The organism is Sphingomonas glaciei, assembly GCF_023380025.1.
Lineage (GTDB): Bacteria > Pseudomonadota > Alphaproteobacteria > Sphingomonadales > Sphingomonadaceae > Sphingomicrobium > Sphingomicrobium glaciei.
In genome coordinates this window covers 2,282,628-2,300,886 of sequence record NZ_CP097253.1, presented here as the reverse complement: position 1 = coordinate 2,300,886, position 18,259 = coordinate 2,282,628, and the positions used below count along the sequence as shown (strand labels likewise).

The following is an 18,259-nucleotide window of genomic DNA, read 5'->3' as shown; positions in this document are numbered from 1 at the left end:
AGCCTAGCCGAGGGCGGCGTCAGCGGCGAGGAGTTGGTTCGTCGCGGTCTATCCAGCCCTTGGGCGCGGTCCCGATCTCGACCTCGACCGGTTCGGTCCTGGCAGGAACCGGCTGGGTGGTCCGGCCCGGCCAGGCCAGCACGATGATCGCTACCGCCATCACTGCCAGCGCAACCATAAGCGCGGCATAGGGAATGATGTCGAGCAAGGGGCGCGACTCCCGTTCGGGTTCGACCGGCGGCCGGAAGCGACCGATCGTCGTCCTCCCGCTGCGCCGGAGTCGGCGGGGCGGCCAGTAATCCTCCGGGCGGGTCCAGGCCCGGGACTTTTCGTCGGGAATCGGCATGGCTGGAAGGGCAAACGCACCACTGGCGTCATGGCTTCGCAATCCGGCGCAAAGACCGGGTGCCGGTCGCACTTTCCGCGCGGCCCGTGGCCTTAATGCAGCAGTCGCCGCGCCTCACGGAGGGCGAGCTCGATCGCCGGCGCCACGTCGCGCAGGTGGCGGCCATGCGCCAGCGCCAGCTGCAGTTCGGCGTAGAGCCGATCCCACAGCTTGCGGTGCAGCAGCAGCCGCGTTCCCGACTGCTCGATCTCGACCCAGTTAGCACCCCCCTGGGCGCACAGGCGCATCCGCAGCGGGGTATCGCCGGTGCAGCTTTCGTCCGCCAATTCGCCGACGGCCGACAGCCGCGCACTCATCAGGAATCCGGCCAGCAATTCGATACCGTAGAGGTCGAGCATGACGCTCGCCGGGAACAGCGCTTCGGGTTCGGTGAGGCGCAGCAGCGGCCCGTCGCCGCTGTCGCCCGCCGCCAGGCTGAGCCGCAGCCGCGCCCCGTCCCGGTGAATGATGTCGCGAATACGCATGAAGATTGTCCTCGCCGCCGTCGGGCTCGGGAAGGGGGAGTGCAAAGGGCCGGGGCGACACGATAATCACCCCGGCCCTCGCCTGCCGGCCTCCGGGGGAGGCCGGCCGTCCTCCTGTTTCCGGATTAACGGAACAGCGACATGATCGCCTGCGGCGCCTGGTTGGCGATCGACAGCGCCTGCACGCCGAGCTGCTGCTTGACCTGGAGGGCCTGCAGCTTGGCGCTTTCCTTGGCGAGGTCGGCGTCGACCAGGTTGCCGACCGAAGCCTCGACCACATCGCTGAGCTTGCTCGTGAAGGCCAGCTGCGAGTCGATGCGGCGCGAGGCCGAACCGAGCGACGACAGCGACGTCTTGAGGTTGCTCTGGCTGTCGGCGATGGTCTGCACCATCGCCTGGGCATTGGCCTGGCTCGACACGTCACCGGCCGCGGCCACGGTGATCACCGAACCACCAAGGTCGAGACCCTGGTTGGCGACACCCAGCGTATCGGGCTGCCAGCCGGCGGTCGCACTGTCGCTGTCACCGACCGACTGAAGCGAGGCAACGGTTCCGCCGCCGCCCTTCAGGATGTTGGTGCCGTTGAAGTCCGACGAATTGATCACGGTGGTGATGCGGTCGCGCAGGGCGACAAAGTCGGCGTTGATCGCATCGCGGCTCGGCTGATCGATAGTGTCGGAGGCTTCGAAGGCCTTCTTCTTCATTTCGATCAGGATGTCCGAGATCTGCTCGGCACCCGCGACCGCGACGTCGGTGACCGACTTGGCACGGTTGAGGCTGCTCGACACGGCCTTCATCCCGCCCATGTCGGAGCGGAGGGTCTGGGCAATGGCGAAGGCTGCGCTGTCGTCCTTGGTGGAAGCGACATTGTAGCCCGAGTTGATGCGGCTCTGGGTCTGCGCGAGCGACTTGTTGGTGCTCGACAGACTCTGCAGCGCGGCCATCGCGCCGACATTGGTGTTGACGGTAAAGGACATGGTACGTTTCCTTCTGGAAGTGACGGCCGCTTCTGCGGCCCGGGTTGTCATGCAGGAGGTTTCCTGCCTGCCCCCTCATCATGGGAGGGCCGCGCCGGCTTCGGTCGGGACAGCGTTATTTTGATGGTTACCTGCGGGTTAGCGCGGGGCAGCCTGCTGAATCAGAACGGAAAAAGCGCATCGTAAAGCTGCTGGCCCCAGCGCGCCGACTGGGCGCTGGTGAGCTGCCCGCGCCCGCCATAGAGCACCCGCGCCTCGGCGATCCGGTCGTGCGGCACGCTGTTGTCGCGGGCGATGTCGGCCGGGCGCACGATGCCGGTGACGACCAGCTCGCGAAGCTCGTTGTTGACCCGCATCTCCTGCCGCCCGCGGACAAGGAGATTGCCGTTGGGGAGGACGTCGGTGACCACTGCGGCGAGCGTCAGGTTGATCGTCTCGCCGCGCTCGATCTTGCCGTCGCCCGAGGTTCGGCTGTCGCTGCTCCCGTCGACACTTGCCGCCGGAGTCTTGCCGGGCAGGATGCGGTCGATCAGCTTGTCGATTCCTAGCAGGCCCGCGATGCCGGCGCTTTCGGTTCCGCCCCGGCGCCGCTCGCTGTGATTGTTGAAGGACGCATTGTCGCCGACCTTGATCCGGATGGTCAGCAGGTCGCCCTTGCCGCGAGCGCGCTGATCGCTGAGCAATCCCGCCGACCCTTCGCGAAATAGCGAGGCGCTTTGCAGCGGCGCTTGCGGCAGCAAGGAGGCGGTGGCGATCGAGCGTTCGGTCGGGGGAGCGGGAATGTCGCCCGGTGCGGACAGCCGCGGAGCCCTTCCGACATTGCCGACATCGTTGACGACCGAGCAGCCGCCGAGGGCGAAAAGGAGGGCGGCGCAGTACAGGGTGGAGCGCATGCGTTCGGCCTTTCGGGTAGGAAGGAGGGATCAGCGCTCGGTAAGGCGAGCGATGCCGGGCGCTTCGGCCACCGCGTCGAGCGTCCGCCGGGTGGCGGTGACGACCAATCGCACCCGCTCGCCCGCCGCGGCATCGCCGAGCGCGCGGGCCGGGGTACTGATGGTGAGCGCGCCCTGGCGCACCCGCAACGTGACGGTCTCGCCGCGCCGGACCACCCGCTCGGCCTTGACCCGTGGCACGGCCGGACCGAGCGGGGCGAGCGGATCGACCGCCTGCGCCGCGAGGAACAGCAGCAGCGCGCTCATCGCAGCTGGCTCGAGGTCGCGAGCATCTCGTCGACCGTCTTCACCACCCTGCTGTTCATCTCATAGGCCCGCTGGGCGGTGATCAGCGCAGTGATCTCGCTCACCGGATTGACGTTGCTTGCTTCGAGATAGCCCTGGCGAAGCGAGCCGAAACCGGGATCGCCGGGCGAGGCGACGTTGGGCTGCCCGCTGGCCGACGTTGCGAGGAACAGGTTGCCGCCGCGCGCCTCCAGACCCGCTTCGTTGACGAAGCTCGCGAGCTGGAGCTGGCCGACGTCCTGCATTTCGGCCTGCCCGTCGAGCTTGACCTGGACCATGCCGGTGCGGCCGATCGTGACGTCGACCGCTTCGGCCGGAATGCTGATCCCGGGCTCCAGCCGATAGCCGTCGGAGGTCACCAGCTCGCCCTCCGCGCTGACCTGGAACGAGCCGGCGCGGGTGTAGGCGGTCTCGCCCGACGGCAGGGTCACCTGGAAATAGCCCGCGCCCTCGATCGCCAGGTCATATTTGTTGTCGGTGGTGGTGAAGGCACCCTGCTGGGAGATGCGGTACACCCCCGCGGTGCGCACTCCGGCGCCGATCTGGATGCCCGACGGGGCCTTGGCGTCGCCGCCCGCCCCCGCGCCAGGCCGCTCGACCTGTTGGTAGAGCAGGTCCTGGAACTCGGCGCGCTGCCGCTTGAAGGCGGTGGTGTTCATGTTGGCGATGTTGTTGGAGATGACGTCGACGTTGGTCTGCTGGGCCAACATGCCGGTCGCGGCAATGGACAAGGATCGCATGGGTCTGGTTCTCCGTCAGTTGCGGAAGGCGCCGAGGCGCCCGATGGCTGATCTGCGCAGGTCGCCGAGGGCTTCGCCCATCCGCTGGCTGGTCTGGTAGGCGCGCAGGATCTCGATCATCGCGGTGGTTTCGGCGATCGGCTGGACGTTGCTGGCTTCCAGCCCGCCGCTGCGCAGCCGAGTGTCGGCCGCCGCCAGCGGCGTCCCGCCCTCGCCGACCATCACCCCGTCGCCGCGCTGCGCCAGCGTGCCTTCGTCGGCGAAACGGGTGACTCCGATCCGGCCAAGCGGTCCGTCGGGTCCCTCGACCGTCCCGTCGCCGGCGATCCTGAGCCCTCCCTGCGCTTCGGCCGGAATCGCGATCGGCTGGCCGTTGTCGGATAACAGCGGCAGTCCGCCGGCACTGCCCAGCTTTCCGTCGGCGAGGATCTGCAACCCGCCGGCGCGGGTGTATCCCGTGGTCCCGTCGGGCAGCGCGACCGACAGGAACCCCGCCCCTTCCACCGCCACGTCGAGCGGATTGCCGGTGGCGTTGAAGGCGCCCTCGGCCTGGTCGTGGACCCGGCCAAAATCGAGCACGAACGACACCGCCCGCGCGGCCGGCTCGTCGCTGTCGCTGCGCCGCAGGGCTTCCTGGAATACCGGCTGTTCGCGCTTGAAGCCGCTGGTCGACAGGTTGGCGAGGTTGTTCGCCACCACGTCCATCTTCCGGCGCAGTGCGGTCTCGTGGCTCAGCAATACGTAAGCGGGGATGTCCACCATCGGTTTTGTCTCGTCCGGGTCGCGACCGGCCGCTCCCCTGTCCGTCTATGATAGGCGGGAGGCCGTGACCGCGGTCGCCAGACAGGGCAAAGCACCGGGGAGCAGTTGAGCCAGTGAGCAAGGACGCCGCAGTCGAGGAAGCCGAAGAGCCCGCCGAGGGCGCCGAGGCGCCTGCCCTTCCCAAGAAGAACCGCAAGAAGCTGGTGATCATCGCCCTCGCCGCACTGCTGGTGCTGGGCGGCGGGGGTGGCGGAGCGTGGTATTTTCTCTCCAGCCCGGCCGAGGAAGACAAGATCGCCGCGGAGGCGGCCGAGACCCCCGAGGAGTTCGTCGATGTCCCCGCCATGCAGGTCTCCCTGCGCGGGTCGGACGGCAGCAGCCGGATGCTCAAGCTCCACGTCATGCTGGTCCCGGGCGAGAAGACGCCGGAAGAGATCGAGCCGCGGCTGCCGCTGCTGGTCGACCGCTACCAGTCCTTCCTGCGCGAGCTTCGGCCCGAGGACATGGCGGGCTCCGCCGCGACCTTCCGGATCAAGGAGGAACTGCTGATCCGCGCCAACCAGGCGCTCGGGGCCCGCGCCGTGCGCGACGTCCTCATCCAGGACCTGATGCAGGCATGAGCGACACTCCAGCCGCCTTCGACCACCCAGCAACTGGTGCAATATTCGCAGGTCGAACAATCGATCCAGCAGACCGGCGTGCTGCGCAACATGCTCGACAAGCTGTCGTCCGACGACCTCACCAGCGCCGGCCAGCTGATCGGCAAGACCGTCGAGTTCGACAGTTCGGTGGCAGGCTTCAGCACCGATAATCCCGCGCAGTGGCGCTGGACCTTCGGCGCCAAGCCGGCTTCGATCGAGGCCGAAATCCTCGACAGCAGCGGCGCGGTGGTGGCCCGTCCGACAGTCCCGCAGGACGCCAGCGCGACCTTCAGCTGGGACGGCGCACTGACGGCCGGCGGCAAGGCCAGGGAGGGCGCCTACGTCCTCCGCCTGACCGCGAAAGCTGCCGACGGCTCGGCCATCCCGGCCACCCTCACCAGCATCGGCAAGGTAGGCGAAGTCGTCAGCCGCGAGGGCGAATTGTGGGCCGGTCTCGGCGGGGTCGCGCTTCCGCTCGCCAAGCTCACCCGGATCGCCGGCTAGCTCGGGGCGAAGGGCTCGCCAGCGCAATCAGCGCCGGGCGCGCTTGTTCATCCGCACCTGTTGCTGCTTGCCGAAGCGCGTCTTGCGGGTGCCGGGCTTGCCCTCGGTCGAATGGCCGACCCGCGGCGCTGCGCGCTGGTGGTCGGGGATGCCGAGCTCGTCTTCCTCCAGCTTGCGGATCTCGTCGCGCAGCCGGCCCGCTTCCTCGAACTCGAGATCGGCCGCGGCCTTGCGCATCCGGGACTCAAGGTCGCTGATGTAGGCGCGCAGATTGTGCCCGACGAGGTGCGGCATGTCGGGATCGCCGGTGTCGACCACCACCCCGTCGCGGGTCGAGACGTGGGCGATGATGTCGCTGATGTCGCGCTTGATGGTCGCCGGGGTGATGCCATGCTCGAGGTTGTAGGCCTCCTGCCGCTCGCGCCGCCGGTTGGTCTCATTGAGCGCGCGCTCCATGCTTCCGGTGGTGCGGTCGGCATAGAGAATCACCCGCCCGTCGACGTTGCGCGCGGCGCGGCCGATGGTCTGGATCAGCGAGGTTTCGGAGCGCAGGAAACCTTCCTTGTCCGCGTCGAGGATCGCGACCAGCCCGCACTCGGGAATGTCGAGCCCCTCGCGCAGCAGGTTAATCCCGACCAGCACGTCGTACACGCCGAGCCGAAGGTCGCGGATCAGCTCGATGCGCTCCAAAGTCTCGACGTCCGAGTGCATGTAGCGCACCCGAAGCCCCGCCTCGTGGAGATACTCGGTGAGGTCCTCGGCCATCCGCTTGGTCAGCGTGGTGACCAGGGTGCGATAGCCGTTCTTGGCTGTCTTGCGCGCTTCGTTGACGAGATCGTCGACCTGGTCCTCGACCGGCTTGATCTCGACCGGCGGGTCGATCAGCCCGGTCGGGCGGATCACCTGCTCGCTGAATACGCCGCCGGTTTCGGTCATCTCCCACGGCCCCGGCGTCGCGCTGACGAACACCGATTGCGGGCGCATCGCGTCCCATTCGTTGAAGCGCAGCGGGCGGTTGTCGATGCAGCTCGGCAGGCGGAAGCCATATTCCGCCAGCGTGATCTTCCGACGGTGGTCGCCCCTTGCCATGGCGCCGATCTGCGGCACCGTCTGGTGGCTTTCATCGACGAACAGCAAAGCATTGTCGGGCAGATATTCAAACAGGGTCGGCGGCGGTTCGCCAGGCAGGCGCCCTGTCAGGAAGCGGCTGTAGTTCTCGATCCCCGCGCAACTCCCGGTGGCGGCAATCATCTCGAGGTCGAAGTTGGTCCGCTGCTCAAGCCGTTGCGCCTCGAGATAGCGCCCCTCGGCATTGAGCTCCTTCAGCCGCTCCTCCAGCTCGTGCCGGATCGCGCCCGCCGCCTGCTTCATCGTTGGTCCGGGCGTTACATAGTGGCTGTTGGCGTAGATCTTGATCGACGGCAGGCTGCCCGCTTTCTTGCCGGTCAGCGGATCGAATTCGACAATGTCCTCGATCTCGTCCCCGAAGAACGAGATGCGCCACGCGCTGTCCTCATAGTGCGAGGGGAAGATCTCCAGGCTGTCGCCGCGGACCCGGAAATTCCCGCGCGCGAATGCCGCGTCGTTGCGCTTGTATTGCAGCGCGACGAGCTTGCGGATCGTCTCGCGCTGATCGACCAGTTCGCCCTTCTTGAGGGAGAAGGTCATCGCCGAATAGGTCTCAACCGAACCGATACCGTAGAGGCAGCTGACCGAGGCGACGATGATCACGTCGTCGCGCTCGAGCAGCGACCGAGTGGCGCTGTGCCGCATCCGGTCGATCGCCTCGTTCACCGAGCTTTCCTTCTCGATGTAGGTGTCGGAGCGCGGGACATAGGCCTCGGGCTGGTAGTAATCGTAGTAGCTGACGAAATATTCGACCGCATTCTCGGGGAAGAAGCTCTTGAACTCGCCATAGAGTTGCGCCGCCAGGATCTTGTTGGGCGCCAGCACCAGCGCGGGACGCTGGGTGTGCTGGATGATCTGCGCCATGGTATAGGTCTTGCCCGACCCGGTGACGCCGAGCAGCACCTGGCTGTTCTCCTGCCCCTCGCGAATGCCCTCGACCAGCTCGCGGATCGCGGTCGGCTGGTCGCCGGCCGGCTCGTAATCGCTCGTAAGCTTGAACGAGCGCCCCCCTTCCGCCTTCTCCGGCCGCGCCGGGCGGTGGGGCACAAATTCGGCCCCGGTCTCGGGTTCGGCAAGGGTCGTGCGGATCTGGATTTCCATGCGTGAACATATGGGGGCCGGGGGCCGTCCTCGCAATCGGCCGGAACCACGTCCGATTGTCTCGCAGCGCCTCCGGTGAGAAGCTTGCGATCGGAGGTGATGCAGCATGTCCGAGACCAAAACCAAACCCACCGGCGCCGACGTCAGCGCCTTCCTTGATACGGTCGAACACCCGACACGGCGCGCCGACGGCCATGCCCTGCGTACGCTGTTCGAGCGGGTGTCGAGCGAACCGGCCTGCCTATGGGGGCCCTCTATCGTCGGCTTTGGCAGCCGCCACTATCGCTACGAGAGCGGGCGCGAGGGCGACACACCGCGCATCGCCTTTTCCCCGCGCAAAGCCAGCCTGGTCTTCTACCTTCACCATTATGACGGCTATGACGCAGACCTCGCGACCCTCGGCAAGCACAAGCCGGGCAAGGGCTGCCTGTACATCGGCAAGCTCGCCGACGTGGACCAAGCCCGGCTCGAAACGATGGTCCGCAAGGCGTGGGAGGCAAGCGCCTGACGCAACCCGCCCGGGGATCCGGCCGCACGAACCGGCGTTGACCCGGCGATGGACGAACCGACCTGCTGGCTATGCGCCCGTCGGCTCGGGCGCCGGGTCGAACAGCACCATCCTGTTCCCAAGTCGCGCGGCGGGCGGGAGACGCGGCCGGTCCACCCGATCTGCCACCGAGCGCTGCACGCCACCTTCACCAACAAGGATCTGGAGAAAGCCGGCGACAACCCGCAGGCACTGGCCCGCAACCCCGATCTCGCCCGGTTCCTCGCCTGGATCGCCGGCAAACCGCCCGACTTCCATGCGCCGACCCGAAGGCCGCGCCGGCCCTAGGCTTCGATCGCGCCGTAGTCGGAGGTCATCCGCCGGGCATCGGCCTGGTGCGCGCGGTTGTTGAGCGCCTGGCGCACCCGGTCGAGCAGTTCGGACCGGCGATAGGGCTTGCCCAGCACGTCCTTGTGCGGCCGCTCGGGGCCTGCGATCACCAATTCCTCATTGTAGCCGGTGGTCAGCAGGATGCCGATGTCGGGATCATGCTCGCGGACCTTGTCGGCCAGCAGCAGCCCGTTGATCCCGCCCGGCATGACGAGGTCGGTGAACAGCAGGTCGAAGGTGCCCGGCTCGACCTTCTCAAACAGGCGAAGCGCGATCTCGCCGCTTTCGGCGGTGGTCACGCGATATCCCGCGCTGCCGAGGATTTCGACCGCCAGTTCCAGCACCTCGGCGCTGTCCTCGACCACCAGCACATGCTCGGACTTGCTCGTCCGGCTTTCCGGCACCGCCACGTGGCGGTCGGGTACGCGTTCGGCATCCTCTTCCTCGATGTCGCGAGTGACCGGGAACAGGAAGCGCAACGTGGCACCTTCACCCGGCATGCTCTCGATCTCGAGCCGCCCACGCGATTGCTGGACGAATCCCGACGCCATGGCGAGGCCGAGGCCGGTGCCCTTGCCCTGCGTCTTGGTGGTGAAGAACGGCTCGGTCGCGCGCTCGATCACCTCAGGAGTCATCCCGGTGCCCTCGTCGCGCACTTCAAGCGCGACATAATCGCCCTCGGGCAGGTGGCGCGCGGCGGAATCACCGTTGAGATGGACCGCGCTGGTCGACAGCGTGACCAATCCGCCACTGGGCATGGCGTCGCGCGCGTTCATCAGTACGTTGAGCAGCGCCATTTCCAGTTGCTCGGCATCGACCATGACGCGCGGCAAGCGCCGGCGCAGGTTGAGCTGCAGGTGCACCTGGCTGCCGAGCGAGCTTTCGATCACATCGACGAAGCTCGACACCAGGTGGCTGAGATCGGTCGGCTTGGGCGTCAGCCGGGTCTTGCGCGCGAAAGCCAGGAGCTGGCGGGTCAGCTTGGCGCCCCGATCGGCGGCCGAGCGGGCATTGTCGATGTAGCGCTTGGCCCGGTCGCCATCGACGTTCGACGACAGCAATTCGAGATTGCCGTTCACCACCTGCAGCAGGTTGTTGAAATCGTGCGCCAGGCCCGCGGTCAGTTGGCCGATCGATTCCATCTTCTGCGCCTGGCGGAAGCTCTGCTCGGAATTACGGCGGCGGGTGACGTCGAGCTGGCTGGCGAACTGGTAGGCGAGCTTGCCCTGCTGGTCGAACACCGGGCCGATGAACACCGCGTTCCAGAACGGGGTGCCGTCGCGCTTGTAGTTCAGGATTTCGAGCGCGATCGAACCACCGCTGCTGACCGTATCGCGCAATGCCGCGACCGCTTCACGGTCGGTGTTGGCGCCCTGCAGGAAGCGGCAGTTGCGCCCGAGGATCTCGCTTTCCTCATAGCCGGTGAGGTCGAGGAACGCCTTGTTGGCGAAGACGATCGGATTGTCGTCGAGATTGGGGTCGGTCAGGATCATCGGCATCCGGGTCATCTCGATCGCGGCGAAGAACACGTTGCCGCGTTCGTTCAGGCCGGGATGGCTGATGACGCTTTCGCGCCAGTGATTCATGCCGGGGCTACTGCCGAAGGTCTCGTCGCTGCCGGGTCGGTCGAGGTCCCCGGCTGCGGGCCTTCCGCGGCTCTGGCCGTCGCCTTCCACGTCGGTCGCCGTGCTGGGATCGGCCTTGGTCTGCCGGATATCGTCGTTCACGCTAACTCGCAGAGAGAGAAGGTCACGGCGGGATACCGTTTTTACCGGTCATTGCCAGACTCCTGTTCGCCCGGCTTGTTCCTCCCTCGGTTGCGTCCGGCCCCCGTGCGGCTAGACTGGCGTCTCATTTCGGGGGAGTTCAAGTTTCATGCGACATATCGTGCTGGCCGGCACCGTCCTGCTTGCGGCCTGCAGCCAGGAAGCACCCAAGGAAGCGGCCAAGGCCGCGCCGCCCGCAACCCTGGTGCCCGGCACCTATGAGGTGACCGCCACCGTCAAGTCGCTGGTATCGACCGACAAGTCGCCACTGCCGACCTTTGCCAAGGTCGGCGACGTCATCAAAACGCAAGGCTGCGTCGGCGCCGATGGCCTTCCCGCGCCCGAACTGCTCGCCGCCAAGGGCGACAGCTGCCAGGTCCAGAACCCTTATATCCGCAGCGGCCGGATGAATCTGACGCTCGACTGCAACCGCAAGGGGCAGGGCCAGATCATGACCATGGTCGACGGCAAATATGACGCCGAAGGCTTCACCGGCACCGTCAACGCCAGCAGCAGCTTCCCCGGGTCGGGCGACTACAAGCTGGTCCAGGACGTCGTCGCCCGCAAGGTCGCCGACCAGTGCACCGCGGCCCCCGCGGCTGGCGGCGCACCCAAGGCGTAACCACCCGTTCAGCAAGCTCGAACCAGGGCCGCTGCTCGCGCAGCGGCCCTGGTTCTCTGCCTACAGCGCCTTGCCATCGGTCAGTTCGTCGAGGTGGCGGCGGGCCGCGTCCGGGCCCTCCCCGGCGGGCCACTGCGGCTCTTCCGCGCCCTTGGTCTTGTAGAGCGAATAGACCACGCCGCCCGCGATCAGCCCCGCGGTCACCCCGAGGCTCAGCAGCGGCGGGAACTTGTCCCCGCCCAGCAGGAAGTCGGCAATGAAGATCTTGGCGCCGATGAACACCAGCACCAGTGCCAGCGCATACTTCAGATAGTGGAAGCGGTGCACCATCGCCGCCAGCGCGAAGTAGAGCGCGCGCAGGCCGAGGATCGCCATGATGTTGCTGGTGTAGACGATGAAGGTGTCGGTGGTGATCGCGAACACCGCCGGCACGCTGTCGACGGCGAACACCAGGTCGGCAAGGTTGATGACGACCAGTGCCAAGAACAAAGGGGTCGCCGCGCGGACGATCTTGCCGGTCTTCTGATCAGCGATCTCGACGAAGAACTTCTCGTCGTGCAGTTCCTTGGTCACCCGCATGTGGCGGCTGATCCAGCGGATCACCGGATTATGCTCGATGTCCATCGGCTTGTCGCCGGCGAACAGCATCTTGATGCCCGTGAACACCAGGAAGGCCGCGAAGAAATACAGCACCCAGGCATATTGCTGGACCACCGCCGCGCCGACCCCGATCATGATCCCGCGCAGCACGATCACGCCGATGATGCCCCACAGAAGGGCGCGATACTGGTACTTCGGCGGCACCGCGAAATAGGTGAAGATCAGGCTGATCACGAACACGTTGTCGATCGACAGCGCCTTTTCGATGAAGAAGGCGGTGTAGTAAGCAACCGTTAGCTCGGTCCCGGCCGCATCGCCCAGCGCCGCGGTCTTCTGGAAGTAGACCCAGATGCCGAACGCCAGCGCGATCGAGATGTAGAAGGCGGAGAGCTTTAGGCTCTCCGCAATTCCCATCTCCTTGTCCTCCTTGTGGAGGAAGCCGAGATCGAAGGCGGTCAGGCCGGCGACGATACCGACGAATGCCAGCCAGAACCACACGGGGGTCCCGAGCCAGACGGTGAACAGGAATTCCATGATGGGCGGCTCCTAAAGCGCGTGAGCCGCGCCATCGGGGCGGCTCAGAGGTTGAGGTTGATCGACAGCGTCGGCGCATGCCCGACCAGGTCGGGGCGGTTCTTGCGGATGCTCTGCTGGCGGGTGTAGCCGAGCGACAGGTCGAGCTTGCCCAGGCTCCGCTCGAACCCGGCAAAGCTGCGCAGTCCGGTCAGGCCGGTGTCGCCGGTCCGGCTGCTCGCGCGCAGCGTCCAGAAGCCCTCGGCATTGGCTGCCAGCTTCCAGCCGCCCTTCTCGCTCGACAGCGGGATCGCATAACCGACCCGCTGGCGGACCCGCCATCCGGTCTGCGCCGCGTAGTCGATAAAGCGCTGCTCCAGCCGGGTGCGGCCCTTGATGCCGGTCGAGCCGAAATTGTAGCTCGCCTGCTGCATCAGCCGGGTTTCCTTTTGCAGACCTTCCTTGCTGCGATGGATGCCCGCGCTGGCTTTGATGCCCCCGAACTTGTGCCCCAGCCACAGGCGATAGGTCTGGTTGTCGCCGGTCGGGTTGCTGTTGCCGCGCGCCCGCTGCTGGGTCTGGAATTCGGCAAAGCTGTCCCCGCCCAGATCCATCGCTACCGTGGCGTCGAACCAGGCTTCCAGCCGGTTCTCCTCCGCCAGTGCGGGGCTGGACAGGCCGACGGCGAGCGCCGCGCCAAGCAAACGATGGATCATTGCGGTTGCACCCTTGGACAAAGTGGCGCCCGCCCGACGCCGCTGACGGCGCCTTTGTTACCGAAATGTTGCAGCCTGATGACAATGCCGGGCCAGCGATGCGCCCGCGCGGGCTCGCTCGGATCCCCAAATGCTCGGCCATGGCGCGATCCTCCTCGTGTCGACGGTGACGGTCGATCGGAGCATCCGCCGCGCGGCAGGCCATGGAGACGCTGAGAGGAAGTGCGCCGGGCCAGTCACATCGGAAGTGTCCGATGCGGTCCGACATCACGCTCCTGCATTGCCACGGGGGCAAGCAGGGGGCGCCAGAGGGGCCCGGTCCGCGAGGGTCAGATACGGCGGCATTCCGCCTTTTTCAAGCCATGCGGGACAGCATGGACCCAAAACCGTACCACGAAGGCGGGGCGTCCAGGCAGGCCCAAGCCCCCTATCGTCACGGCCTTGGCAGCGTTAACTTCTCCGCAGATCAGCCGGAGAAGCGTCATGTCCCTGTTGCACCGTTTCGCCCTCACCGCCACCCTGCTCGGGCTGGCGCCGTTCGCCCCCGCCATCGCCCATCACGGGTGGGCCTGGGCGACCAATGAGGAATTCCGCCTGGCCGGGGTCGCCCGCCAGGTCCGCAACGGCAATCCCCATGGCACCATGATGCTCGCCACCGCGCGGGGCGTATGGACGGTAGAGATCGGCCAGCCGTGGCGGATGGAGCAGGCCGGCCTGACCGACGCCATCCTCAAGCCCGGTACGCGGCTGATGGTTCACGGCCATCGCTCGGCCCGGCCGAACCAACGGCTGATGAAGGCCGAACGCCTGGTGATCGGCGGCAAGAGCTACAACCTGTATCCGGACCGGCCGAGCTGAGCCCTCCCATGCTGGAGGGCTGGCTGGCCGCGCTCGAGGCGGCGCCCGCGGTCGAATGGCTGCGCCTGTCGAGCTGGGGCTATGCCGCCGTCAACACGCTGCACGTGGTCGGCATCGCCCTGTTGTTCGGGGCAATCGTCCCGCTCGACCTTCACCTGGGCGGCTGGCGGCGCGGAGATGCCAGCCTCGCCGCGCTCTCACGCCTGCTGCTGCCGGTGTGCAAGTTTGGCTTCGTCCTCGCCGCGCTGACTGGATCCCTGCTGTTCGCGGCAGATGCCCGGGCCTATGCGGCGTCGCCCTTCTTCCAGGCCAAGCTGGCGGTGATCGCTGCGGCACTGCTCAATGCCGGGCTGTTACGACGGGTGAATTGGCACGCCCCGCGCCTGTCTGGCCGCCGTCTCGCCGCCGCCGGTGCCGCCTCTTTGCTGCTGTGGCTGGCGGCGATCGGCCTCGGTCGCTGGATCGCCTACGCTTGACGCTCGCCGACGCCGTCACCTGCGTCTTTCCAGCCACGTTATCCACCGCAAATTATACCCGCTCCGCATTTTCCTTCTTGCGCCCGGGCCCGGCTCAAAGCACAAGATGTTGTAGCGGACTTGGGGTTTCAACGCACAAACTTGTGGTTGACGCTGGGGATAACTATCTTCCCGGTGAGGGGGAAGTTGTCTCTGTGGAAAGCGGGGACAGATACTTCCCGCGCCCCTCCAGGCTCTAGCGAATCACGGCCGACGGGCGTATCCGTCTCCCGTGAACGGAACGGGAACAAGCGCGGTCATAGGGATCGCCAGGAGGAATATCGGCATGGACTTCTCAAGCGGCAGCGAGGTCGGCAACACCGACACCACCACTGCGCCGGCAATGGCGAAGAAGGACAGCAAGACGGTCGACGCGCGCCGTTTTTCGGTGACCACCGACACGTCGCGTGACGCGCTCCTCACCGACTTCGGCAAGGAAACGCTGAACGACCGCTATCTCCTCCCCGGCGAAGGCTATCAGGACCTGTTCGCCCGCGTCGCCTCGGCTTATGCCGACGACGAGGCCCACGCCCAGCGCGTCTACGACTATATCTCGCGACTGTGGTTCATGCCGGCGACGCCCGTGCTGTCCAACGGCGGCACCGGCCGCGGCCTGCCGATCAGTTGCTACTTGAACAGCGTGTCCGACAGCCTCAACGGCATCGTCGACACCTGGAACGAGAATGTTTGGCTCGCCTCCAAGGGCGGCGGCATCGGCACCTATTGGGGCAACGTCCGCGGCATCGGTGAGCCGGTCGGCCTCAACGGCAAGACCAGCGGCATCATTCCCTTTGTGCGGGTGATGGACTCGCTGACCCTCGCGATCAGTCAGGGCTCGCTGCGTCGTGGGTCGGCAGCCTGCTACCTCGACGTCTCGCACCCCGAGATCGAGGAGTTCCTCGAGATCCGCAAGCCGTCTGGCGACTTCAACCGCAAGGCCTTGAACCTCCACCACGGCGTGCTGATCACCGACGAATTCATGGAATGCGTTCGTGAAGGCAGCGAGTTCACCCTGCGCAGCCCCAAGGACCAGTCCGAGCGCGGCAAGGTCGATGCTCGCTCGCTGTTCCAGAAGCTGGTCGAGACCCGCCTTGCGACGGGCGAGCCCTACATCATCTTCATCGACCAAGTGAACCGGTCGATGCCCAAGCATCACCGTGACCTCGGGCTCAAGGTGTCGACCTCGAACCTGTGCTCGGAAATCACCCTTCCGACCGGCAAGGACCATCTTGGCGCCGACCGTACCGCGGTCTGCTGCCTGTCCTCGCTCAACCTCGAAACCTGGGACCAGTGGAACGGCGACAAGCAGTTCATCGAGGACGTCATGCGCTTCCTCGACAACGTCCTGACCGACTATATCGACCGCGCTCCGGAAGAGATGGCGCGGGCCAAGTATAGCGCCATGCGCGAACGCTCGGTCGGGCTCGGCGTGATGGGCTTCCATTCCTTCCTCCAGGCCCGCGGCCTGCCGTTCGAAGGGGCGATGGCCAAGAGCTGGAACCTGAAGATCTTCAAGCACGTCAAGAGCCAGGTCGACGAAGCCTCGCTTCACCTGGCGACTGAGCGCGGGCCGTGCCCCGACGCCGCCGACATGGGCGTGATGGAGCGGTTCAGTTGCAAGATGGCGATCGCGCCGACCGCGTCTATCTCGATCATCTGCGGCGGCACCTCGGCCTGTATCGAGCCGATCCCGGCCAACGTCTATACCCACAAGACGCTGTCGGGCTCCTTCTCGATCCGCAATCCGTATCTGGAGAAGCTGCTCGCCGAGAAGTCGAAGAATTCCGACAATGTCTGGAATTCGATCCTCGAGCAGGGCGGCAGCGTCCAGCATCTCGACTTCCTGTCGGACGACGAGAAGGCGACCTACAAGACTAGCTTCGAGATCGACCAGCGCTGGCTGATCGAGCTTGCCGCCGATCGCACGCCCTACATCGACCAGGCCACCTCGCTGAACCTGTTCATCCCGGCCGACGTCGACAAGTGGGACCTGATGATGCTCCACTTCCGCGCCTGGGAGCTCGGCATCAAGTCGCTCTATTACCTGCGCTCCAAGTCGGTGCAGCGCGCGGGCTTCGCCGGCGGGGTCGAGGCGGACAACACCGCCGAAGCGCCCAAGTATGAGCTCGCCACCACCGACTATGACGAGTGCCTTGCGTGCCAATGATGCCCCGCATCATTGGCAGTCTCGGCACTTTAGCCTGCCAGTGATCGCCTGAACCCTCTCCCGCGAGCGGGAGAGGGAGGGGGAAGGGTGAGGGCAGCTTGCCCCACTCAGCGAACGAAGATGAAGCCCCATGATCAAGATCATCATCCTCGTCGCGCTGGCCGCGACCGTTTATTTCATCCTGTGCGGCCGCAACCGCCGGCTCCCCTAGGTGCTGACCGACCCGCTCATCCTGCTGATCCTCGCCGTCGCCACCATCGCGCTCGGCGCATGGGTCGGGGCCAAGCGCACGCCCAGGCGTTGAGCCGGGCATGAACATCTTCTTCCTGATACTCGGCGGCCTCAGCGCGTTGCTCGGCCTGTTCACCCTGATCGCCGCCCTGCGCGGCCGGGTCGGCGAATCGCGCAAATCCACCGCCCAGCTGATCGCCGGCATGATGCTGCTCGCCTTCGGGCTGGTCCTCGGCGGCTTCGCGGTCGCCTACGCCACCACCAAGCCCTACCCCGAATTCGCCAACCAGACGGGGGCGGCATGAGCCTTCGCCCATCCGCCCCCGTGTCGTCGATCGTGCGTCCCGTCACCCGGACGGGAACGCCCCGCGCTTATTCTTCGATAAAGGTCGCGGCGTTGGCGGCGGTTGCCGACAGCCGCACCTGATCGCCTTCGACTTCGGCGACGAGGCCGGTCGAGATGAAGTGGTGGTGGCCGGCGTGGGCACCCTCGGCGCCCTCGATCTCGGCACCGCTGTCCTTCTTGGTCAACTTGATGCGGTCGCCCTCGACCTTGTCGACGGTGCCGACATGGACGCCGTCGGCGCCGATCACTTCCATATGCTCGCGGATGTTGCTGGTGTCGGCCATGGTTTTAGCTCCTGTGAGAAGGTCGATGGTCGCTGAACGCCCTATTCCCGGTTTCGATGCACTACCGTTCCGGTCTGCCGCATCCGGTCGTCCGTCGCCGCTGAAAGGCCGCTCGCAGCAAGCCGCTTGGCCGCCCGGCCCGACCGTTCACCCTCGCTGACACCACCCCCGGAGACTCGCCCGATGGGCTACCGCCAGTCCAACTTCGACCCCCTGGCCACCACGACCACGATCCACCCGATCGCCCGTCCGTTCGATCGCTGGCAATGGTTCGGGGTCTTCGCCGAGGTCGTCGCGGTGGTCCTGCTGCTGCTGTTCCTCGCCGACCGAGCGCATATCTGGCGCACCGGGTTCGACAGCGTCGTCTTCATCATGCCCTTCATGCTCGGAGGCAGCTTCTTGCTCCGCCGCGACCCCGAGTTGCCTGCCAACATGCTGGGCGAGCGCAAGTGGCAGCTGCTGATCATTCTGCTCGGCTTCGCGCTGCTGCCGCTGGCGTTCCTGGGCTAAACCGCCGCCCGCCGCGCGCGCCGAAGGGAGCTGCCAGTACGGCCCTTTTGTTGTGGATAAAATGGTGCGCAACTCGCAAGAGATTGATGCATCCGTGCCCGCCATACGCTATATCTTGCGCATACCCGCACCGGGGCAGGAGATTCTTCTGGTGAACCGAGTCGTCATCGCCCGTTCCGCGCAGCCCGCTGCGCCGCGGCCTGCCGCCCGGCCCACCCGCAGCGCTCGCGTCGCCGCCACCATTACCCTTTCCGGCCGCCGCGCCGCCCTCTTCACCTGATCCTCAAGGGAGT

23 protein-coding genes are annotated in these 18,259 nt (G+C 66.4%); 11 read left to right on the top strand and 12 right to left on the bottom strand.

The genetic code is table 11. The features are described 5' to 3' along the window. Nucleotides 1-19: 19 nt before the first annotated feature. From M1K48_RS11250 to M1K48_RS11220, 7 genes are all read right to left on the bottom strand, one after another. The gene (locus tag M1K48_RS11250) at nt 20-208 is read right to left on the bottom strand and encodes a hypothetical protein (RefSeq protein ID WP_249503302.1); all 189 of its coding nucleotides are present in this window, start codon (nt 206-208) and stop codon (nt 20-22) included. A gap of 230 nt (nt 209-438) precedes the next feature. After that, nucleotides 439-870 (bottom strand): hypothetical protein, encoded by a 432-nt coding sequence (locus M1K48_RS11245; RefSeq protein WP_249455255.1) that lies wholly within the window; start codon nt 868-870, stop codon nt 439-441. Nucleotides 871-995: 125 nt separating this feature from the next. After that, nucleotides 996-1,847 (bottom strand): flagellin, encoded by an 852-nt coding sequence (locus tag M1K48_RS11240; protein WP_249455253.1) that lies wholly within the window; start codon nt 1,845-1,847, stop codon nt 996-998. 161 nt (nt 1,848-2,008) lie between these two features. Then, entirely contained in the window at nt 2,009-2,740 is a 732-nt protein-coding gene (gene flgH, locus M1K48_RS11235) for a flagellar basal body L-ring protein FlgH (RefSeq protein WP_249455251.1), read from the bottom strand. Between the two features lie 30 nt (nt 2,741-2,770). Next, on the bottom strand, nt 2,771-3,046 hold the full coding sequence (locus M1K48_RS11230) for a flagella basal body P-ring formation protein FlgA (RefSeq protein WP_249455249.1): 276 nt from the start codon (nt 3,044-3,046) through the stop codon (nt 2,771-2,773). Next, the gene (flgG, locus tag M1K48_RS11225) at nt 3,043-3,825 is read right to left on the bottom strand and encodes a flagellar basal-body rod protein FlgG (protein WP_249455248.1); all 783 of its coding nucleotides are present in this window, start codon (nt 3,823-3,825) and stop codon (nt 3,043-3,045) included. The genes M1K48_RS11230 and flgG overlap by 4 nt, the downstream gene beginning before the upstream one ends. A 15-nt stretch (nt 3,826-3,840) precedes the next feature. Continuing rightward, complete coding sequence (locus M1K48_RS11220; RefSeq protein WP_249505241.1) at nt 3,841-4,584, bottom strand: flagellar hook-basal body complex protein; 744 nt, start codon at nt 4,582-4,584, stop codon at nt 3,841-3,843. A 116-nt stretch (nt 4,585-4,700) separates the two neighbouring features. On the opposite strand from M1K48_RS11220, the gene M1K48_RS11215 reads away from it, so the two are divergent. After that, nucleotides 4,701-5,207, top strand: coding sequence for a flagellar basal body-associated FliL family protein (locus M1K48_RS11215; protein ID WP_249455246.1), 507 nt, complete (start codon nt 4,701-4,703; stop codon nt 5,205-5,207). A 36-nt stretch (nt 5,208-5,243) separates the two neighbouring features. Then, nucleotides 5,244-5,732: a flagellar hook assembly protein FlgD gene (locus M1K48_RS11210; protein WP_249455244.1), complete on the top strand. Its 489-nt coding sequence runs from the start codon at nt 5,244-5,246 to the stop codon at nt 5,730-5,732. Between the two features lie 27 nt (nt 5,733-5,759). On the opposite strand, the gene uvrB is transcribed toward M1K48_RS11210, so the two are convergent. After that, entirely contained in the window at nt 5,760-7,961 is a 2,202-nt protein-coding gene (uvrB, locus tag M1K48_RS11205; protein WP_249455242.1) for an excinuclease ABC subunit UvrB, read from the bottom strand. Between the two features lie 106 nt (nt 7,962-8,067). Between uvrB and M1K48_RS11200 the strand changes: the two genes are divergently transcribed. Together M1K48_RS11200 and M1K48_RS11195 are read left to right on the top strand one after the other, a co-directional pair. After that, on the top strand, nt 8,068-8,469 hold the full coding sequence (locus M1K48_RS11200) for a DUF1801 domain-containing protein (protein ID WP_249455241.1): 402 nt from the start codon (nt 8,068-8,070) through the stop codon (nt 8,467-8,469). A 48-nt stretch (nt 8,470-8,517) separates the two neighbouring features. Next, the gene (locus tag M1K48_RS11195; RefSeq protein WP_249455240.1) at nt 8,518-8,796 is read left to right on the top strand and encodes an HNH endonuclease; all 279 of its coding nucleotides are present in this window, start codon (nt 8,518-8,520) and stop codon (nt 8,794-8,796) included. On the opposite strand, the gene M1K48_RS11190 is transcribed toward M1K48_RS11195, so the two are convergent. Further along, nucleotides 8,793-10,565 carry a histidine kinase famiy protein gene (locus M1K48_RS11190; protein ID WP_249455239.1) on the bottom strand — a complete coding sequence of 591 codons (1,773 nt, stop codon included), beginning with the start codon at nt 10,563-10,565 and terminating at the stop codon, nt 8,793-8,795. The two genes, M1K48_RS11195 and M1K48_RS11190, sit on opposite strands and share 4 nt — an antisense overlap. A gap of 148 nt (nt 10,566-10,713) precedes the next feature. Between M1K48_RS11190 and M1K48_RS11185 the strand changes: the two genes are divergently transcribed. Next, a complete protein-coding gene (locus M1K48_RS11185) occupies nt 10,714-11,226 on the top strand; it encodes a DUF3617 domain-containing protein (RefSeq protein ID WP_249455238.1) in 513 nt (170 codons plus the stop codon). Nucleotides 11,227-11,286: 60 nt separating this feature from the next. Here M1K48_RS11185 and M1K48_RS11180 read toward each other — a convergent pair whose 3' ends face one another. Then, entirely contained in the window at nt 11,287-12,360 is a 1,074-nt protein-coding gene (locus M1K48_RS11180; RefSeq protein WP_249455237.1) for a TerC family protein, read from the bottom strand. A gap of 44 nt (nt 12,361-12,404) precedes the next feature. Further along, nucleotides 12,405-13,055 carry a DUF2490 domain-containing protein gene (locus M1K48_RS11175; protein WP_249455236.1) on the bottom strand — a complete coding sequence of 217 codons (651 nt, stop codon included), beginning with the start codon at nt 13,053-13,055 and terminating at the stop codon, nt 12,405-12,407. A 483-nt stretch (nt 13,056-13,538) separates the two neighbouring features. On the opposite strand from M1K48_RS11175, the gene M1K48_RS11170 reads away from it, so the two are divergent. The 4 genes from M1K48_RS11170 (at nt 13,539) to M1K48_RS11155 (ending at nt 17,131) form a co-directional block, all read left to right on the top strand. Further along, nucleotides 13,539-13,913 carry a DUF6152 family protein gene (locus M1K48_RS11170; RefSeq protein ID WP_249455235.1) on the top strand — a complete coding sequence of 125 codons (375 nt, stop codon included), beginning with the start codon at nt 13,539-13,541 and terminating at the stop codon, nt 13,911-13,913. An 8-nt stretch (nt 13,914-13,921) separates the two neighbouring features. Continuing rightward, nucleotides 13,922-14,389: a hypothetical protein gene (locus M1K48_RS11165; protein ID WP_249455234.1), complete on the top strand. Its 468-nt coding sequence runs from the start codon at nt 13,922-13,924 to the stop codon at nt 14,387-14,389. Between the two features lie 382 nt (nt 14,390-14,771). Next, a complete protein-coding gene (locus tag M1K48_RS11160) occupies nt 14,772-16,595 on the top strand; it encodes a ribonucleoside-diphosphate reductase subunit alpha (RefSeq protein ID WP_249505240.1) in 1,824 nt (607 codons plus the stop codon). 311 nt (nt 16,596-16,906) lie between these two features. Beyond that, on the top strand, nt 16,907-17,131 hold the full coding sequence (locus M1K48_RS11155) for a hypothetical protein (RefSeq protein WP_249455233.1): 225 nt from the start codon (nt 16,907-16,909) through the stop codon (nt 17,129-17,131). A 67-nt stretch (nt 17,132-17,198) separates the two neighbouring features. Here the strand turns inward: M1K48_RS11155 and M1K48_RS11150 are convergent, their stop codons facing one another. Beyond that, nucleotides 17,199-17,456 (bottom strand): DUF2171 domain-containing protein, encoded by a 258-nt coding sequence (locus M1K48_RS11150; protein ID WP_249455231.1) that lies wholly within the window; start codon nt 17,454-17,456, stop codon nt 17,199-17,201. Between the two features lie 183 nt (nt 17,457-17,639). On the opposite strand from M1K48_RS11150, the gene M1K48_RS11145 reads away from it, so the two are divergent. Together M1K48_RS11145 and M1K48_RS14320 are read left to right on the top strand one after the other, a co-directional pair. Beyond that, nucleotides 17,640-17,966, top strand: coding sequence for a hypothetical protein (locus M1K48_RS11145; RefSeq protein WP_249455230.1), 327 nt, complete (start codon nt 17,640-17,642; stop codon nt 17,964-17,966). 151 nt (nt 17,967-18,117) lie between these two features. Further along, entirely contained in the window at nt 18,118-18,246 is a 129-nt protein-coding gene (locus tag M1K48_RS14320) for a hypothetical protein (RefSeq protein ID WP_257794146.1), read from the top strand. Nucleotides 18,247-18,259 lie beyond the last annotated feature (13 nt).

Bases quoted from the DNA above. Each gene is read 5' to 3' on its own strand.
- M1K48_RS11245 (WP_249455255.1), bottom strand. From the start codon at position 870: ATGCGTATTCGCGACATCATTCACCGGGACGGGGCGCGGCTGCGGCTC.
- M1K48_RS11240 (WP_249455253.1), bottom strand. From the start codon at position 1,847: ATGTCCTTTACCGTCAACACCAATGTCGGCGCGATGGCCGCGCTGCAG.
- flgH (WP_249455251.1), bottom strand. From the start codon at position 2,740: ATGCGCTCCACCCTGTACTGCGCCGCCCTCCTTTTCGCCCTCGGCGGC.
- M1K48_RS11230 (WP_249455249.1), bottom strand. From the start codon at position 3,046: ATGAGCGCGCTGCTGCTGTTCCTCGCGGCGCAGGCGGTCGATCCGCTC.
- flgG (WP_249455248.1), bottom strand. From the start codon at position 3,825: ATGCGATCCTTGTCCATTGCCGCGACCGGCATGTTGGCCCAGCAGACC.
- uvrB (WP_249455242.1), bottom strand. From the start codon at position 7,961: ATGGAAATCCAGATCCGCACGACCCTTGCCGAACCCGAGACCGGGGCC.
- M1K48_RS11200 (WP_249455241.1), top strand. From the start codon at position 8,068: ATGTCCGAGACCAAAACCAAACCCACCGGCGCCGACGTCAGCGCCTTC.
- M1K48_RS11195 (WP_249455240.1), top strand. From the start codon at position 8,518: ATGGACGAACCGACCTGCTGGCTATGCGCCCGTCGGCTCGGGCGCCGG.
- M1K48_RS11185 (WP_249455238.1), top strand. From the start codon at position 10,714: ATGCGACATATCGTGCTGGCCGGCACCGTCCTGCTTGCGGCCTGCAGC.
- M1K48_RS11180 (WP_249455237.1), bottom strand. From the start codon at position 12,360: ATGGAATTCCTGTTCACCGTCTGGCTCGGGACCCCCGTGTGGTTCTGG.
- M1K48_RS11175 (WP_249455236.1), bottom strand. From the start codon at position 13,055: ATGATCCATCGTTTGCTTGGCGCGGCGCTCGCCGTCGGCCTGTCCAGC.
- M1K48_RS11170 (WP_249455235.1), top strand. From the start codon at position 13,539: ATGTCCCTGTTGCACCGTTTCGCCCTCACCGCCACCCTGCTCGGGCTG.
- M1K48_RS11165 (WP_249455234.1), top strand. From the start codon at position 13,922: ATGCTGGAGGGCTGGCTGGCCGCGCTCGAGGCGGCGCCCGCGGTCGAA.
- M1K48_RS11160 (WP_249505240.1), top strand. From the start codon at position 14,772: ATGGCGAAGAAGGACAGCAAGACGGTCGACGCGCGCCGTTTTTCGGTG.
- M1K48_RS11155 (WP_249455233.1), top strand. From the start codon at position 16,907: ATGAACATCTTCTTCCTGATACTCGGCGGCCTCAGCGCGTTGCTCGGC.
- M1K48_RS11150 (WP_249455231.1), bottom strand. From the start codon at position 17,456: ATGGCCGACACCAGCAACATCCGCGAGCATATGGAAGTGATCGGCGCC.
- M1K48_RS11145 (WP_249455230.1), top strand. From the start codon at position 17,640: ATGGGCTACCGCCAGTCCAACTTCGACCCCCTGGCCACCACGACCACG.